The organism is Streptomonospora sediminis (assembly GCF_054778995.1).
The window spans coordinates 45,740-62,351 of the sequence record NZ_BAAGYZ010000066.1; the positions used below are offsets into that span (position 1 = coordinate 45,740).

The following is a 16,612-nucleotide window of genomic DNA, read 5'->3' on the forward strand; positions in this document are numbered from 1 at the left end:
CACCGTGATCGCGTTCCTCAGCGGCCGGGTGGCCGGCCGCGCCGGCGGCACCGCCGTGCTCGAAGTGGGCGGTGTCGGCATGACCGTCCACTGCACCCCCGCGACCCTTGCGGGCCTGCACATCGGCGAGCAGGCCACCGTCGCCACGTCGCTGGTGGTCCGCGAGGACTCGCTGACTCTGTACGGGTTCGCCGACGACGACGAACGAGACGTGTTCGAGCGCCTCCAGCAGGCCGGGGGTGTCGGGCCCCGCCTGGCACTGGGCATGCTGGCGGTGCACACCCCCGACACGTTGCGCGCGGCCGTGGCGGCCGAGGACACCGCCGCGCTCAGCCGCGTACCCGGCATCGGTCCCAAGGGCGCCAAGCGGATCGCCCTGGAACTGCGCGACAAGCTCGGCCCGGCAACGGGAGCCGACCCCGCCGTTCCCGCGGCCCCCGAACACCCGGCGGGGCCCGCCGCGTCCGCCGCGTGGCGGCCGCAGGTGGTATCCGGCCTGGTCAGCCTGGGCTGGTCGGCCAAGGACGCCGAGGCCGCCGCCGACTCCGTCGCCCCCGAAGCCGACACCGGTACCGACACCGCCCCCGACGTCGCCGTGCTGCTGCGCAGCGCCCTGCGCAAACTCAGCAGGGCATAGGAGATCGAGCAGATGAGCGACTACGAGCGGGACACCGTCTCGGCTGAGGCCGACCCGGACGACACCGCCCTCGAAGGCGCGCTGCGGCCCAAGAGCCTGGACGATTTCGTCGGCCAGGAACGGGTCCGCGAACAGCTGTCGCTGGTGCTGCGCGGCGCCCAACGGCGGGGCCGCGCCCCCGACCACGTGCTGATGTCGGGCGGCCCGGGACTCGGCAAAACCACCCTGGCGATGATCGTCGCCGCCGAGCTCGGCGCCCCGCTGCGCATCACCTCCGGGCCGGCGATCGAGCGCTCCGGCGACCTGGCCGCGGTGCTGTCCACCCTGCAAGCGGGCGAGGTGCTGTTCCTCGACGAAATCCACCGCATGGCGCGGCCCGCCGAGGAGATGCTCTACGTCGCCATGGAGGACTTCCGGGTCGACGTGATGGTCGGCAAGGGGCCCGGCGCCACCGCCATCCCGCTGGAGATCGCCCCCTTCACCCTGGTCGGCGCCACCACGCGGGCGGGCCTGCTGCCGGCGCCGCTGCGCGACCGGTTCGGCTTCACCGCCCACATGGACTTCTACGACCCCGCCGACCTGGAGCAGATCCTGCACCGTTCGGCCGGGCTGCTGGGCGTGGAGGTCGCGGCCGACGCCGCCGCCGAGATCGCCGGGCGCTCCCGAGGCACCCCCCGTATCGCCAACCGGCTGCTGCGGCGGGTGCGCGACTACGCCGAGGTGCACGGCGACGGGCACCTCACCCGCGACACCGCCTGCGCGGCGCTGGCGCTGTTCGAGGTCGACGGCCACGGGCTCGACCGGCTGGACCGCGCGGTGCTGCAGGCGCTGCTCGCCAAGTTCCGCGGCGGCCCGGTCGGCCTATCGACACTGGCGGTGGCCGTGGGCGAGGAACCCGAAACCGTCGAGGTGGTCGCCGAGCCGTTCCTGGTGCGTTCGGGCTTCATCGCCCGCACCCCGCGCGGGCGGATCGCCACCCCCGACGCCTGGAGCCATATGGGCATCGAACCCCCGCCCGACGCGGCGTTCGGCGCCGCAGCCGCCGCTGACAGCGCGGCCTCGCGCAGCACCCCGGCCGCACCGGGCACCGGCGGCGCCGCCTGAGGCAGGCCGCAGTGCGGCGGCGGGGCCGGACCGCGACACCGCCGCCCGACCGCGAAGACCGGGCGGGCCGGCGGGTAAGCTGGGCAGCGGCCTCGGAAAACGGTACCGCCTTGCGAAACGGCAACGATGCCCGTGCGGTCGCGGCGGTGGGAACACACACCGCCGCCCGCGCGTTGACCTGCGGTGGCGAACGCTGTTAACGCGGCTACCGGCCACTGCAGCGGCGCCGCGCGCCGCGAAGGCCGCAAAGATCTATGGAAGGACACCCCGTGCTGGCCCAGACAATTTTGGCCGAGGGCGCCCAGGGAGGCACCGGGCTCCTCATGAGGGCCCTGCCGTTCGTGCTCATCGTTGTGGTTTTCTGGCTGCTGGTGCTGCGTCCGCAGCAGAAGCGCAAGCAGCAGGAAACCAAGATGCAGAACGAGCTGCGACCGGGTGTCGAAGTGCTGACCAAGGCCGGCTTCTACGCCACCGTGGTTGAGCTGCGCGACGATGCGATCGAGCTTGAGATCTCCCCGGGCACGCGGATCCGGATGCTCAAGGCGGGTATCGGCGAAATCGTGCAGCCCAGCGACGACACCCCGGTCGAGGACCGGCCCGACTTCCCGGGCAAGGAAGACGGCCCCTCCTAGTTCGGGGCGCGACCGTACGGGCCCCGCCGCGCGGGGCCCGCAGTCGCTTATGCCCGATCCCTGCCCACCCCCGCCGCACGGCCGCCCCTCCGGCGCCGTGCCGACCACGAAGGCGAGGCCCCCTCCACCATGTCCGCTGACCTGACCGACCTGATCAAGGGCGGACTGCGCGACGTGCCCGACTTCCCCGAGGACGGGGTCGTCTTCAAGGACATCACCCCGCTGCTGGCCGACCCGGCCTGCTTCCGGGCCGTGGTCGACGGGATCGCCGAACGCCACGAACCAGGTTCGGTCGACGTCGTGCTCGGGCTGGAGGCCCGCGGGTTCATCCTCGGCGCTCCGGTGGCCCTGGAGCTCGGCGCCGCTTTCGTGCCGGTGCGCAAGGCCGGAAAACTCCCGCGCGAGACCTATGCGGCCTCCTATGATCTGGAGTACGGCTCCGCGACACTGGAGATCCACGCCGACGCCCTCAGTGCCCACAGCCGCGTGCTGATCGTCGACGACGTCCTCGCCACCGGGGGCACGGCACGGGCCGCGGTGGAACTGGTGGACAAAGCGGGTGGTACGGTCGTGGGATTCTCGGTCCTCGTGGAACTCGGTTTCCTCCAGGGCCGGCGGAAACTGACCGACGTGGAGCCGCACGCGCTCGCCGTGCTCTAGAGGCCGGTGTCCGAAGCATTCGCCCGGACCCCCTCTCCAGCTGCCCCGACATGCGAAAACGGCCGGTCAACCGGCAGTAGACTCGCGGGCATACGAAGCTGCGGTGACGCGTTGGGCCAGGTGAAACCTGTCGTTCACGACGCAGACGCCGACCCGGCGGGCCGCGCGACGGCGACCACCGTCGCGGTGCGGCGCCTCCCTTAACAGGGGAAGCGCCTTCGGTCCTTCCGGGATCAGCCGCGGGAGGGATGTCCATGGCAGGAGACGCGGTTCCGGCCGAGGCGGCCTCCGCCGCCCTGCACGGGGCGCCCCCGAACGGGCAGGAGCCCGGCGCCCCGGCGCCCTCCGCCGACCTGCCCGCGGGCACCGGCACCCCGTCCGACACCGACGCGCCGGAAGCAGCCGACCGGCCCAGCGCCACTCCGGTTCCGGCCGGTCCGTCGTCCAGTGTGCGCGTGCGGCGCAGACTCGCCCGACTCGGCGCACAGCGGGGGGTATCAATGAACCCGGTTCTTGAACCACTGATCAAGACCGTGCGTGCGACCCACCCGAAGGTCGACGTGCGGCTGATCGAGCGCGCCTACGAGGTCGCGGCCCACTACCACCGCGACCAGAAACGCAAGAGCGGCGACCCCTACATCACCCACCCGCTGGCCGTGGCCACCATCCTGGCCGAGCTGGGCATGCAGGAACCCACGCTGGCCGCCGCACTGCTGCACGACACCGTCGAGGACACCCCCTACACGCTGGAGCAGCTGCGCAAGGAGTTCGGCGACGAAATCGCCGAGCTGGTTGACGGGGTCACCAAGCTCGACAAGGTCAAGTACGGCGAGGCCACCCAGGCCGAAACCGTGCGCAAGATGGTCGTGGCCATGTCCCGCGACATCAAGGTCCTGGTCATCAAGCTGTGCGACCGCCTGCACAACATGCGCACGCTGCGCTACCTGCCCCAGCCCAAGCGCGAGAAAAAGGCCCGCGAAACCCTGGAGATCTTCGCGCCGCTGGCCCACCGGCTGGGCATGAACACCATCAAGTGGGAACTCGAGGACCTCGCGTTCGCCACGCTCTACCCCAAGCGGTTCGACGAAATCGCCCGCCTGGTCTCGGAACGGGCACCGCGCCGCGACGTCTACCTGCAGGACGTCATCGAGGCGGTATCGGCCGACCTGCGCGAAGCCAAGCTCAAGGCCACGGTGCGCGGGCGACCCAAGCACTACTACTCGATCTACCAGAAGATGATCGCCCGCAACTGCGGCTTCGACGAGATCTACGACCTCGTTGCCGTGCGGGTGCTCGTCGACAGCGTCCGCGACTGCTACGCGGCCCTGGGCACCATCCACGCGCGGTGGAACCCCGTCCCCGGACGGTTCAAGGACTACATCGCGATGCCCAAGTTCAACATGTACCAGTCGCTGCACACCACGGTCATCGGCCCCTCCGGCAACCCCGTTGAGCTGCAGATCCGCACCCGCGCCATGCACCGCCGGGCCGAGTACGGGATCGCCGCGCACTGGAAGTACAAGGAGGAGCGCGCCACCAAGGACACCGGCCGCGGCGACGCCGCCAAGTCCAAGGGCACCGCCGACATGGCCTGGCTGCGCCAGCTCATCGACTGGCAGCAGGAGACCAAGGACCCCGGCGAGTTCCTGGAGTCGCTGCGGTTCGACCTGTCGGTGCAGGAGGTGTTCGTCTTCACCCCCCAGGGCGACGTCATCGCGCTGCCGCAGGGCGCCACCCCCGTCGACTTCGCCTACGCGGTGCACACCGAGGTCGGCCACCGCACCGTGGGGGCGCGGGTCAACGGCCGGCTGGTCTCGCTCGAAAGCGAGCTGCACAACGGCGAGACCGTCGAGATCCTCACCTCCAAGTCCAGCGACGCCGGGCCCAGCCACGACTGGCTGCAGTTCGTCAAGAGCGCCCGCGCGCGCAACAAGATCCGGCACTGGTTCACCAAGGAGCGCCGCGAGCAGGCCATCGAGCAGGGCAAGGACGCCATCGCCCGCGTCATGCGCAAGCAGGAACTGCCGATAAAGCGACTGTTCAGCGGCGAGGCGCTGATCGCCCTGGCGCGCGACCTGCGCTACGGCGACGTCGATTCCCTCTACGCCGCGGTCGGCGAGGGCCGCATCGGTCCGCAGAACGTCGTGCAGAAGCTCGTCGGTTCCCTCGGGGGCATCGACAGCGCCGAGGAGGACATCGCCGAGTCCTCCCTGCCCACCCGGGCCCGGCCCCGGCCGCGCCCGGCCGGCAATCCGGGTGTGGTCGTCGACGGCGACTCCGACGTGTGGGTGCGGCTGTCCAAATGCTGTACACCTGTGCCCGGCGACAGCATCATCGGGTTCGTGACCCGCGGCAACGGTGTCTCGGTGCACCGCAGCGACTGCGTCAACACCCGCGCGCTGGACCGCGAGCGGATGGTGAACGTCGAGTGGCAGCCCACCGAGGACTCCATGTTCCTGGTGGCGCTGCAGGTCGAGGCGCTGGACCGCTCGCGGCTGCTGTCCGACATCACCCGCGTGCTCTCCGACCAGCACGTCAACATCCTCTCGGCCACCGTGCAGACCAGCCGCGACCGCGTGGCACTGAGCAGGTTCACGTTCGAGATGGCCGACCCCACCCACCTCGGCCATGTCCTGAAGGCGGTGCGCGGGGTGGACGGCGTGTACGACGTCTACCGGATGAAGAACTAGCGGGGCTCACGGGGGCGGGCGGTGCGGGCGTGCGGCGTTTTGCGGGTGTGAGCCGCGGCCGAACGGTCAGACTGCTGGCATGAACAAGTTTTCGCTGGACGCCCTGGCACGCAAGCACATGGAGACCGCCTCGACCGCCTCGGCCGGGCGCAGCTCCGAAACCTTCTACGGCGGCCACGAGCAGACCCTCCGCCAGACCCTGATCGCCCTGACCCGGGGCAACTCCCTGTCCGAGCACCCCAACCCGGGCGAGTCCACCGTGCTGGTGCTGCGCGGGCGCGTGCGGCTCAAGGCCGGCGGCGACAGCTGGGAAGGCAGGACGAACGACCTGCTGGTTGTGCCGCACGAGGATGTGTCGCTTGAGGCGTTGGAGGACTCCGCAGTGGTGCTCACGGTCGCAAAGACCGGATGAGCCCCGGGCCCGAACGCCGCAGGCGACGCGCAGCGCCCCGCGGCGCTGCCGACCGGCTCCGGCCGCACCGGCCGGGGGACCGGCGGGGCCGGCGGTGTGCGCGTGGCCCCGCCGCGGCTCAGCTCATCTCGTCCAGCGCCTTCTGGGCCTCGTCCAGCCAGGCGCGCCGGGCGGTGAGCGCCTCCTCGACCTCGCGGACCCGGCGGTCGTTGCCGCGCGACTTGGCGGCCTCCAGATCGTCCTCCAGCTGAGCGATCGAATCGCGCAGCATGCCGGCGGTGGACTCGGCCCGCGCCCGCCCCTCGGGGTTGGTGCGCTGCCATTCGCTGTCCTCGGCGCGGCGGATGTCCTCTTCGAGCTTGCGGAACGCGCCCTCCAGCCGGTCGCGTTCGTCGCGCGGCAGCTGGCCGGCTTCCTCCCAGGCCTCCTGGAAGCCGCGCAGCCTCGCGCGGGCCTCGCGCGGGTCGGTGATCTCGGCCAGCTCCTGGCGCGCATCGTGCAGGATGCGCTCCTTGGCCTCGGCGTTGCCGCGCAGTTCGGCGTCGCGTTCGGCGAAGTAGGCATTGCGCGCCTGGAAGAACCGGTCCTGCGCCGCTTTGAACCGGCCCCACAGCTTGTCCTCGCTGGTGCGGTCGGCGCGGCCGCTGCCCTTCCACTGCTGCATCAGGTCGCGGTAGCGCCCGGCGGTGGGGCCCCAGTCGGTGGAACCGGTCAGTGACTCGGCCTCGGCGACGATGCGCTCCTTCTCCTCGCGCACCTGTTCGCGCTGCTGGTCGAGCCCTGCGAAGTAGGCCTTGCGGCGCTTGGAGAACGCGTTGCGCGCCGCCGACATCCGCTTCCACAGCGCCTGTTCGGTGGGCCGGTCAGTGCGCGGGGCGGCCTTCCACTCGTCGATGAGTTGGCGCATGCGCTCGCCGCCGGACTTCCAGTGCGTGGTCTCCTCGGCGACCCGCTCGGCCTCGGCGACAATGCGCTCCTTGGTCTCGCGGGCCTCGACGCGGGCCTTGTCCTGGGCCTGCTTCTGTTCGACCTTGCGCTCTTCGGCCTGTTCGGTGAGCGTGTCCAGGCGCCCGGCCAGGGTGTCGAGGTCGCCCACGGCGTTGGCCTCGCGCACCGCGGTGCGCAGCTTGTCGATGCTCGACAGCGCCTGGGCGGCCGACAGGTCGGTGGTGCGCAGCCGCTTTTCCAGCAGGTCGACCTCGGTCACCAGGGAGTCGTACTTGCGGCGGAAGAACGCGAGGGCCTCCTCGGGTGCGCCCGCCTGCCACGATCCGACGACGCGCTCGCCCTCGCTTGTGCGCACGTAGACCGTGCCGTCGTCGTCAACGCGGCCCCAGGGGTCCGTGGTCACCGTGTCCTCCAGCAGTCATGAGCCTGGCGCAACGCCAGGTCCGGATGGTCCGGCAGCCACTGGCCCGGGAGCCGGGGTGTGAACTGCCGTGACTATGCACGATATCCGCACACCTCACCGGATACCGTCCGCCTCCTGTCAGCGTCGTCGCACATCAGCGGCCACCCGCCGCGTCGAGGCATGCCGCCCGGAACGCCCGGACGGGTGCGACGCGACCAATATGACACTGACGGGGCGTTTGGCAAAGAGCCGCGCGTCGGGCGGTGATCGAATGGTGATGTGTCGGCACGAAGCGCAGGATGCGGACAAGGGCCGACCCGGTCGCCGTGCGCCCCGCGCCTCGATAGGCTCAGGTGCGGGCACGGGCCGCCGCCCCCGCGCCCGGTCGACGCGCCGTTCGAGAGGAAGTCAGCACCCACCGTGTTCATCTCCGCTTTTCCCGCAGGGCCGCTTGCCGCGAACTGCTACCTGGTCGCCGCGGCCGCGTACCCGGGTGCGGAGTGCGTGGTCATCGATCCCGGCCAGGACGCCGCCCCGCAGGCCGCCGCCCGCGCCGCCGAGCACGGCCTGGTGCCGGCCGCGGTGCTGCTGACCCACGGCCACTTCGACCACATCTGGTCGGCCACCCCGATTGCCCGCGAGCACGGCATCCCCGTCTACGTGCACGGGGCCGACCGCCCGCTGCTGAGCGATCCGGCCAAAGGGCTGGATCCCGGCATGGCCGAGCAGGTCCGGGCCCTGCTGGGTGCCGAGGCGCCCGACGAGCCCGACGACCTGCGCGAGCTCGCCGGCGGCGAGTACCTGCAGCTGGCCGGGCTCGAATTCTCCGTCGAGCACACCCCCGGCCACACGCCCGGGTCGGTCTGCTACGGCCTGGCGGCCGGCGGCGAAACCGGCGAGCCCGTGCTGTTCACCGGCGACCTGCTCTTCGCCGGCGCCATCGGACGCACCGACCTGCCCGGCGGCGACCACGACGCGACCATGCGCAGCCTCGAACACGTCTGCCGCGACTGGCCCGACCACACCGCGGTCCGTCCCGGCCACGGCCCGCAGACCACCATCGGCGGCGAGCGCGCCACCAACCCGTTCCTGGCGGATATCCGGGCGCGCTGACCCCGCCGCCGCGGACCGGGGCCACCCGCCGCCCAGCGCAGGCGGACACGGCCAACCGGCACCGCCGGCCGCACGAGACGGTCCCATGAGGATGACGAGCAGCAGAACCACCGCACACCCACCCCGTCGGCCCGCCGCCCGCGCCGGGCGCCGAGATAGCGGGTCGGCCCGGCCCCCGGCGCAGGGGACCGCGCCGACGCGCAGGTCAGGCAAGATGGGTAGGTACGTGAAACTTTGAAGGAGAACCCCGTTGATCCGCACGCATGACGCCGGCGCCATACGCGCCGAGCATGCAGAAGCGACCGTCGTCCTCGCCGGGTGGGTCGCCCGCCGCCGCGACCACGGCGGCGTCGTCTTCCTCGACCTCCGCGAAGCATCGGGCGTGGTCCAGGTCGTCGTCCGCGAGGACGACCTTGCCCACGACCTGCGCGCGGAGTACTGCATCAAGGTCACCGGCTCGGTACGGGTACGGCCCGAGGGCAACGAGAACCCCGAGATCCCCACCGGCGCCGTCGAGGTCGTCGCCGACGAGATCGAGGTCCTCAGCGAGTCGGCCCCGCTGCCCTTCCCCCTCGACGGTTCCCAGGAGATCTCCGAGGAGACCCGCCTGCGCTACCGCTACCTGGACATGCGCCGGCCGGAGATGGCCGAGAACATCCGTGTCCGCTCGCAGGCGACCTACATCGCCCACGAGGTCATGAAGGACAGCGGTTTCGTCTACATCGAAACCCCCTACATGACCCGGTCCACGCCTGAGGGCGCCCGCGACTTCCTGGTTCCCGTGCGTCTGCAGCCCGGCCACTGGTATGCGCTGCCGCAGTCGCCGCAGCTGTTCAAGCAGCTGCTGATGGTCGGCGGCATGGAGCGCTACTATCAGCTCACGCGCTGCTTCCGCGACGAGGACCTGCGGGCCGACCGCCAGCCGGAGTTCACCCAGATCGACCTGGAGATGAGCTTCGTCGACGAGGACGACCTGTTCGCCGTGGGGGAGCGGCTGTTCACCCGCCTGCTCCGCGAGGTCCGCGGCGTCGAGTTGCCGGAGCGGTTCCGGCGCATGCCCTTTGCCGAGGCGATGGGCCGGTTCGGGTCCGACAAACCCGACCTGCGTTTCGGCCAGGAGCTGACCGAACTCACCGGGTTCTTCGCCGACACCCCCTTCCGCGTGTTCCAGGCGCCCTATGTCGGCGCGGTCGTGATGCCCGGCGGCGCCGGCCAGACCCGCAAGGAGCTGGACGCCTGGCAGGACTGGGCCAAGGCGCGCGGGGCCAAGGGCCTGGCCTACGTGCTCGTCCACGAGGACGGCACGCTGGGCGGGCCCGTCGCCAAGAACATCGCCGAGGCCGAGCGCACGGGTCTGGCCGAAGCGGCGGGTGCGCAGCCGGGCGACGCCGTGTTCTTTGCCGCCGGGCCGCGGCAGGCGTCGCAGGAGCTGCTGGGCGCCGCCCGCTCGGAGATCGGCAAGCGGTGCGGCCTGATCGACGAGTCGCGGTGGGAGATCCTGTGGATCACCGACATGCCGCTGTTCGAAGAGGGCGACGACCCCGGCACGTGGACGGCGCTGCACCACCCCTTCACGGCGCCCGCGGTCGAGGCCGAGGACACCTTTGCCACCGACCCCGGGTCGGCGAACTCGCGCGCTTTCGACCTGGTCCTCAACGGCTATGAACTGGTCTCGGGCTCGGTCCGTATCCACCGGGCCGAGATGCAGCAGCGGGTCTTCGACGTGCTCGGGTTGACCAAGGCCGAGGCCGAGGCGAAGTTCGGGTTCCTGCTTGAGGCTTTCAAGTACGGCCCGCCGCCGCACGGGGGCCTGGCCGTGGGCTGGGACCGCATCATCATGCTGCTGGCCGGCGAGTCGACGATCCGCGAGGTCATCGCCTTCCCCAAGACCGCCTCCGGTGGCGACCCGCTCACCGGCGCGCCGACCGAGATCACTCCGGACCAGCGCACCGAAGCGGGCATCGACTACGTCCCCGAGGACGCGGCCCAGGCATAGGAGCGGTCCGCAAGTCAGGCCCGGAGGCTGCGGTCTCCGGGCCGTTGCCTCTCCCGGGGCAGGAGCCGCTCTGCGGCCGGGGTGCTCCTGCACCGGTGCCGTGTTCGCCTACACGGTTCCGCGCCGGGTCCGCCGGTCCGCGGGTTTGCCGGCGCAGGTGTTTCCAGCCGGACGTGCGGGTTTGTGCCGCAGCCGAAACGCCCCGGGTAGCCAAGCCCGCACGGCCGGCCGCGGCCGCTGGAAGATAGCGGTTTGCGCAGCGGCGGCCGAGGCGTTCCGAAGCTGTGCGGTGCGCGGTATCGGTATCGGACGCTATTTCTTTGCGGCGCCGCAGCGTTGGCAGCAGATGTCTTCGTTGTCGGGGTTGCTGTAGCTGCAGAGGCGGCACGTCCAGTTGCGGATGATGATTGCGTTCCTGATGGCGGATTCGATACTGATCTTTGGTTCACGCATGACCGAATTTTAGTCGGGACTTTTCCGGCGCGGTCGGCTGCGCGCGGCGCGGTGGGCGGGTGGCATAGGCTGGGGGCGGCCTTTACGCAGATGTGCGGTGCCGGTCACGCTGGCGTAACGATTCTGTCGAATGCCGCACTGCGGGGCCGTTGGATTCGGTGGTGTCCCTGGGATTCGCTTTGTTTTTCGTATTCTTGTGCGCTGAATGGTGCACGGGCGGCCGAAGGATCGCGGAGACCGCGGGGCCGGCTGGGTAGAGGGCGGCCTTCACCTGCACGAACGAGCGGCACTCTCGCTAGACTAAGCCGAATCGGATGTCCGGGGAGGAGTCGCGCAACTGCGCGAAAAGGGCGTCGGTGACGAAACAGGGATGATCTATTCGTGAACGGTGCAACCGGCTCAACAGGCGGCTTCGCCGGTGCCTCGGCACCGCCTGGAAACGATCCCGGCCACCGGGCCGATACCGCGTTCGGCTCGGCTCCCGCCGCCATGATCGTCGCCGACCGCGGGGCGGGCATCACGCTTGCCAACGACGCCTTCACCGAGTTCACCGGGCAGGCGCACACGGCCATCGCCGGCCGCCCCTGGCCCGAGGTTCTCGCCTGCGAAGACCCCGAATCCGCCTGGCGGCTGCACCGGGCGGCCCTGGTCGGCGCCCCGGCGCCCCAGCGCGCGCTGGTCACCGTCAACTACGAGGGCACGCCCTACCGCGTGGTCGCCGAGGCCCGCGCGCTGCCCGCCGCCGACCCCGGTTCCGAACCCGCCGGAGTCGTGGCGGTGTTCCGCGAATCCCTGCGCGAAGAGGAAACCCTCCGCGCCATCAGCGAGCTCCGCACCGAGAACGCCGACACCGCCCTGTGGACCCTCGACCTGCGCACCGGTCGGCTCGAAGAGCTGTTCGGCCCCTCGCCGCTGGGTCGGCTGCTGGCCGGCGGCGCACGCGGGCTCGAAGAGTTCCTCGCCCGGGTCCATCGCGACGACATCGCCCGGGTCCGCGACGCCATCGAGGCGTCCCAGCAGGGCCGCGACTACGAACAGCGGTTCCGCATGTTCGACGAAGTCGGCGATGAACGCTCGCTGCACGCCCGCGCCCGCTACGTCAGCGGCGACCAGCCCCGGCTCGTCGGCATCCTCGACGACGTCACCGAACACGTCCAGCTCATCCGCAGGCTGGCCGACCGCCGGCGGATCGAGGCCGCCCAGGGCCGCCAGGTCACGGACCTCGCCGCCAAGCTCGTTTCGGCTACCACCGTCGAAGAGGTCACCGGGCTGCTCACCGACGAGTTCGTCCCGATCTTCGGCGGCACCGGCGCCGGCGTCATGCTCGTCGACGAAGGCCGCCTGCGCCCCTCTCCCGCCGACCCCGATGGAACCCCCGGCCCCATGGGACTGGTCGGCGACCACGAGACCACCGACATCGACCACCCCATCGGCGCGGTCGTCCAGGACCGCCAGCCCCGTTTCTTTGAAAGCCGTGCCGAGATCATGGAGCGGTTCCCCGCCGTCTCGCAGTTCCTGCACCGCACCACCGCCCAGTCGTGGGCCACCATCCCCGTCTTCGGCGACCGCAGGGTCGCCCTGGGTGTCTGGCAGGTCGCCTGGAGCGAGCCGCACCACGCCACCCCCGACGAACGCGCACTCATGCTCACTCTCGCCGGCCTGGCCGGCCAGGCCCTGCAGCGCGTCCGCCGCCAGCAGGAGGAACTGCAGCTCGCCGACGCCATCCAGCAGCGCATGCTGCCTCCGCAGATCGCCCAGTTCGCCGAACTCAGCATCGCCGTGCGCTACCTGCCCTCCCGCGCCGGCTGGCGCGTGTGCGGCGACTTCTACGACGTCATCCGCCTGCCCGGCCGCCGCGTGGGCCTGGTCGTCGGCGACGTGCAGGGCCACGGGGTCGAGGCCGCGGCGGCCATGGGCCAGATCCGCGTCGCCTTCCGCGCCTACGCCAGCAACCAGGTCGACCCGGGAGTCGTCCTCGCCGAAACCAACCGCCTGCTGTCGGAGACCGGCGAGATCATCTTCGCCACCTGCGGCTACCTCGTACTCGACCTCGACAGCGGCGAGATGCAGGCCGCCTGGGCCGGCCAGCCGCCCGCCGTCATCGCCACCCCCGAGGCCTACGACCTGTGGGAGCCCGAAACCGGCCCGCCGGTGGGCGTCGACGGCGACAGCAAATACCCGGTCACCACGCGCTGGCTGCGCGCCGGCGACACCCTGCTCATGTGTTCCGACGGACTCGTTGAAAGCGCGCAGATGCCCATGGACCAGGGCATGCGCGTCGTCGGCGCGCATCTGCGCAACCTGGCCGACGACGTCGAGGCCGCCGCGTCCTCCCTGATCGACCTCACCCCCGCCGGTCGGGGCGACGACATCGCACTGCTCATCGCGCGGATGACCGAGCCCGAACCCGCCGGATAACGCCGGTGCCGCACCGGCCCCGCAGGGGGCCGCACCGGCCCCGCGCCCATGCAGCCCCGGCCCCGCGGCGCCTCCGCGGGCACCGGGCGCCCGCAACCGTGCGGCGCCGCCGCGCACTCGCTTAGGCTGGGTGGCGTGTCCGAAACACTGTTCGACGATGCCGGCGCCGAAGCCCAGCGCGGCCAGGAGCCCCTGGCCGTGCGCATGCGGCCGCGCACCCTCGACGAGGTCGCCGGCCAGGCCCACCTACTGGGCGAGGGCAGCCCGCTGCGCCGCCTTGTCGAGGACGACGCCCCGATGTCGCTGTTCCTGTGGGGCCCGCCCGGCACCGGGAAGACCACCCTGGCCACCGTCGTCAGCCGCGTCACCCAGCGCCGGTTCGTCGAACTGTCCGCGGTCAGCGCCGGAGTCAAGGACGTGCGCGCGGTCATCGACGACGCCCGCCGCCAGATGGGCATGCGCGGCACCCGCACCCTGCTGTTCGTCGACGAGGTGCACCGCTTCAGCAAAACCCAGCAGGACGCCCTGCTGCCGGCCGTCGAGAACCGCTGGGTCAGCTTCATCGGAGCCACCACCGAGAACCCGTTCTTCTCCGTCATCAGCCCGCTGCTGTCGCGCTCGCTGCTGCTGACCCTGGAGTCGCTGACCGACGGCGAAGTCCGCGGGGTCCTCAACGCCGCGCTGAACGACGAACGCGGCCTCGGCGGCCGCTACACCCTGGCCGCCGACGCCGCCGACCACCTCATCCGGCTGGCCGGGGGCGACGCCCGCCGCTCGCTGACCTACCTGGAGGCGGCGGCCCTGGTCGCCGGCAACCGCACCGAGATCGCCACCGCCGACATCGAGCGCGCCGTCGACCGCCACGCCGTGAGCTATGACCGCACCGGCGACCAGCACTACGACGTCATCAGCGCGTTCATCAAGAGCATGCGCGGCAGCGACCCCGACGCCGCCCTGCACTACCTGGCCCGGATGATCGAGGCCGGCGAAGACCCCCGCTTCATCGCCCGCCGCGTCGTCGTGCACGCCAGCGAGGACGTGGGCATGGCCGACCCCAGCGCACTGCAGGTCGCCACCGCCGCAGCCCAGGCTGTGGAGCTGATCGGGCTGCCCGAGGCGCGCATCAACCTCGCCCAGGCGGTCGTGCACATCGCACTGGCGCCCAAGTCCAACTCCGTGATCGGCGCGATCGACGCCGCGATGTCCGACGTCCGCCAGGGCCGGGCCGGACCGGTACCCGCCCATCTGCGCGACGGGCACTACAAGGGCGCCCGCGAACTCGGCCACGGCGCCGGCTACAAGTACGCCCACGACCACCCGGGCGGTGTGGCCGCGCAGCAGTACGCGCCCGACGCGCTGGTGGGCCGCGAGTACTACACCCCCACCACGCACGGCGCCGAGCGCCGCTTCGGCGAGGTCCTGGCGCGCATCAAGGGCGTCCTGCGCGGCGAGGGTACCGGCTCGGCGGGCGGTCCCCCGGAGTCCTGAACCGCCCGGGCCCGGCGGTGCGCCGGCCGGCCGCACCGATCCGCCCGCCCTACTGCGCCGGTGTGGGATAGACCTCGGTGATCCGGGTGATCTCGCGCGGGCCGCCGTCCCCGCCGCCCTCGGCGAACTCCACCTCGGCGATGACCGGTTCGCCCCAGCCGAGGTAGTCGATGAAGTCCTGGCCGGTCATCTCGTAGGTGCCGCGGTCGTCCTCGATGAATCCCGGGCCGGGAACGCAGAACCGGCCGCACAGCACCTCGGTTTCGGCGGTGATGACCGCCTCCTGCCGGGCGTCCTCGCCCGCCGGCCGCCACTGCGAGCTCCATTCGGCGAGGGGGATCGTGGCCGAGGGCGTTTCGGGGGCCGAAGGGCGGCGCTCGACCACCGTGTACACCCAGGGGCCTTCCGCGGGGTTGTCCTGCTCGGCCGGGTCGAACCGCACGATCGGCGGGCCCTGGCGGGCATCGGGCGACGGCGAGGCGGTGGGCGAGGGTGCCGGGGCGGCCTGATCCGCGCCCGCACCGCTCAGCGCCGCATAAGCCGCGTAGCCCCCGCCGCCGATCAGCGCCAGCGCCACCAGCGAAGCGCCCGCGATCAGCGCGGTGCGCCCGCGGTCGCCGCGCTTGCGGCTGCCCAACGTGACCAGCCGCGGCAGCCGGCCCGGCTCGACGATGCCCCGCCACTCCCGCGAGAGCAGCTGGGTAACCGCCGTGCCCCTCGCCGGCGCGGCCCCCGAGCCGCTGATGGCCTCCCACGCCGCGATGGTGGCGCCCAGCACCTCGCGCACCGTCGGGCGGTCGCCGGGATCGTCGAAGAGCGCGCGGCGCACGATCGGCCGCAGCTCGCCGGGCACCCCCTCCAACCACGGGCTGGCCGCCGCCGAGGCCCCGTCGTCCTCCGCGGGCGGGCGGCCGGTGGCGGCGAAGACCACGGCCGCCCCCCACGAGAAGATGTCGGCCGCGGCCGAAGGTTCGCCGCCCGCGAGCCGCTCGGGACCGATCCACGGGCTTGCCGTGCGGCGCAGCAGTTCGCCGTCGCCGGGCAGCGCGCAGTCGAGGATGCGCGGCCCGTTGCTGTTCAGCAGTACGTTGGCGGGCTTGAGATCGCCGTGGGGCACGTCCTTGCTGTGCAGCGCTGACAGCCCTTCGCCCAGCGCCGCGGCCAGCGCGATGAGCCGGCCCCGGCCCAGTGGCCCGTGGTCGCCGACGAAACCGTCCAGCGGCAGGCCTGAGACGAAACGCATGGCCAGCCACGGCTGCCCGGCTGCGGTGTCGAAGGCGACAGGGGGCGTGTAGCAGCGGCCGTCGACACCCGACAGCGCGCTCAGCCGCGCCTCCAGGCGCGTGCGGTCGGCGTTCTCCTGGGCGGACCAGGGGTGCAGTACCTTGACCGCCACCAGCGGGTCGTCCGCCTCGCTCTGGTCGAGCCCGGCGAAGACCGTCCCGGTGCCGCCGGCGCCGATACGCCCGAGTAGCACGTAGGGCCCCACTGCCTCGGGGTCTCCGGGGGAGAGCGGGGCGAGGTGCGGCGGTACCAGAACGGAGATCTCGCGCTCAGCGTGGCGGCTCATTGGGGTCCTGTCTGCACGGGGGGGCTGCGCCATCGGGTGCCATGGCGGAAACGAGTACGATGCCTTGATTCTGCGACATTTCGGGTCT

13 protein-coding genes are annotated in these 16,612 nt (G+C 71.8%); 10 read left to right on the forward strand and 3 right to left on the reverse strand.

The window, feature by feature from the left end:
- Positions 1-4: 4 nt before the first annotated feature.
- The 6 genes from ruvA (at position 5) to ACYVD5_RS12990 (ending at position 6,135) form a co-directional block, all read left to right on the forward strand.
- A complete protein-coding gene (gene ruvA, locus ACYVD5_RS12965; protein ID WP_461001251.1) occupies positions 5-637 on the forward strand; it encodes a Holliday junction branch migration protein RuvA in 633 nt (210 codons plus the stop codon).
- A 12-nt stretch (positions 638-649) separates the two neighbouring features.
- A complete protein-coding gene (gene ruvB, locus ACYVD5_RS12970) occupies positions 650-1,741 on the forward strand; it encodes a Holliday junction branch migration DNA helicase RuvB (protein WP_461001252.1) in 1,092 nt (363 codons plus the stop codon).
- Between the two features lie 254 nt (positions 1,742-1,995).
- On the forward strand, positions 1,996-2,373 hold the full coding sequence (yajC, locus tag ACYVD5_RS12975; RefSeq protein ID WP_461001253.1) for a preprotein translocase subunit YajC: 378 nt from the start codon (positions 1,996-1,998) through the stop codon (positions 2,371-2,373).
- Between the two features lie 129 nt (positions 2,374-2,502).
- On the forward strand, positions 2,503-3,033 hold the full coding sequence (locus ACYVD5_RS12980) for an adenine phosphoribosyltransferase (protein ID WP_461001254.1): 531 nt from the start codon (positions 2,503-2,505) through the stop codon (positions 3,031-3,033).
- Between the two features lie 500 nt (positions 3,034-3,533).
- Entirely contained in the window at positions 3,534-5,723 is a 2,190-nt protein-coding gene (locus ACYVD5_RS12985; protein WP_461001294.1) for a RelA/SpoT family protein, read from the forward strand.
- Positions 5,724-5,802: 79 nt separating this feature from the next.
- On the forward strand, positions 5,803-6,135 hold the full coding sequence (locus ACYVD5_RS12990) for a cupin domain-containing protein (RefSeq protein WP_461001255.1): 333 nt from the start codon (positions 5,803-5,805) through the stop codon (positions 6,133-6,135).
- Positions 6,136-6,253: 118 nt separating this feature from the next.
- Here ACYVD5_RS12990 and ACYVD5_RS12995 read toward each other — a convergent pair whose 3' ends face one another.
- Positions 6,254-7,486 carry a DUF349 domain-containing protein gene (locus ACYVD5_RS12995; RefSeq protein ID WP_461001256.1) on the reverse strand — a complete coding sequence of 411 codons (1,233 nt, stop codon included), beginning with the start codon at positions 7,484-7,486 and terminating at the stop codon, positions 6,254-6,256.
- 420 nt (positions 7,487-7,906) lie between these two features.
- On the opposite strand from ACYVD5_RS12995, the gene ACYVD5_RS13000 reads away from it, so the two are divergent.
- Complete coding sequence (locus ACYVD5_RS13000) at positions 7,907-8,599, forward strand: MBL fold metallo-hydrolase (protein ID WP_461001257.1); 693 nt, start codon at positions 7,907-7,909, stop codon at positions 8,597-8,599.
- Between the two features lie 250 nt (positions 8,600-8,849).
- Positions 8,850-10,595 (forward strand): aspartate--tRNA ligase, encoded by a 1,746-nt coding sequence (gene aspS, locus ACYVD5_RS13005; RefSeq protein WP_461001258.1) that lies wholly within the window; start codon positions 8,850-8,852, stop codon positions 10,593-10,595.
- Positions 10,596-10,907: 312 nt separating this feature from the next.
- On the opposite strand, the gene ACYVD5_RS13010 is transcribed toward aspS, so the two are convergent.
- Positions 10,908-11,048: a hypothetical protein gene (locus ACYVD5_RS13010; protein WP_461001259.1), complete on the reverse strand. Its 141-nt coding sequence runs from the start codon at positions 11,046-11,048 to the stop codon at positions 10,908-10,910.
- Between the two features lie 381 nt (positions 11,049-11,429).
- Between ACYVD5_RS13010 and ACYVD5_RS13015 the strand changes: the two genes are divergently transcribed.
- On the forward strand, positions 11,430-13,466 hold the full coding sequence (locus ACYVD5_RS13015; RefSeq protein ID WP_461001260.1) for a SpoIIE family protein phosphatase: 2,037 nt from the start codon (positions 11,430-11,432) through the stop codon (positions 13,464-13,466).
- A 135-nt stretch (positions 13,467-13,601) separates the two neighbouring features.
- Entirely contained in the window at positions 13,602-14,954 is a 1,353-nt protein-coding gene (locus ACYVD5_RS13020) for a replication-associated recombination protein A (RefSeq protein ID WP_461001261.1), read from the forward strand.
- A 49-nt stretch (positions 14,955-15,003) separates the two neighbouring features.
- On the opposite strand, the gene ACYVD5_RS13025 is transcribed toward ACYVD5_RS13020, so the two are convergent.
- A complete protein-coding gene (locus ACYVD5_RS13025) occupies positions 15,004-16,524 on the reverse strand; it encodes a serine/threonine protein kinase (protein ID WP_461001262.1) in 1,521 nt (506 codons plus the stop codon).
- Between the last annotated feature and the right edge of the window lie 88 nt (positions 16,525-16,612).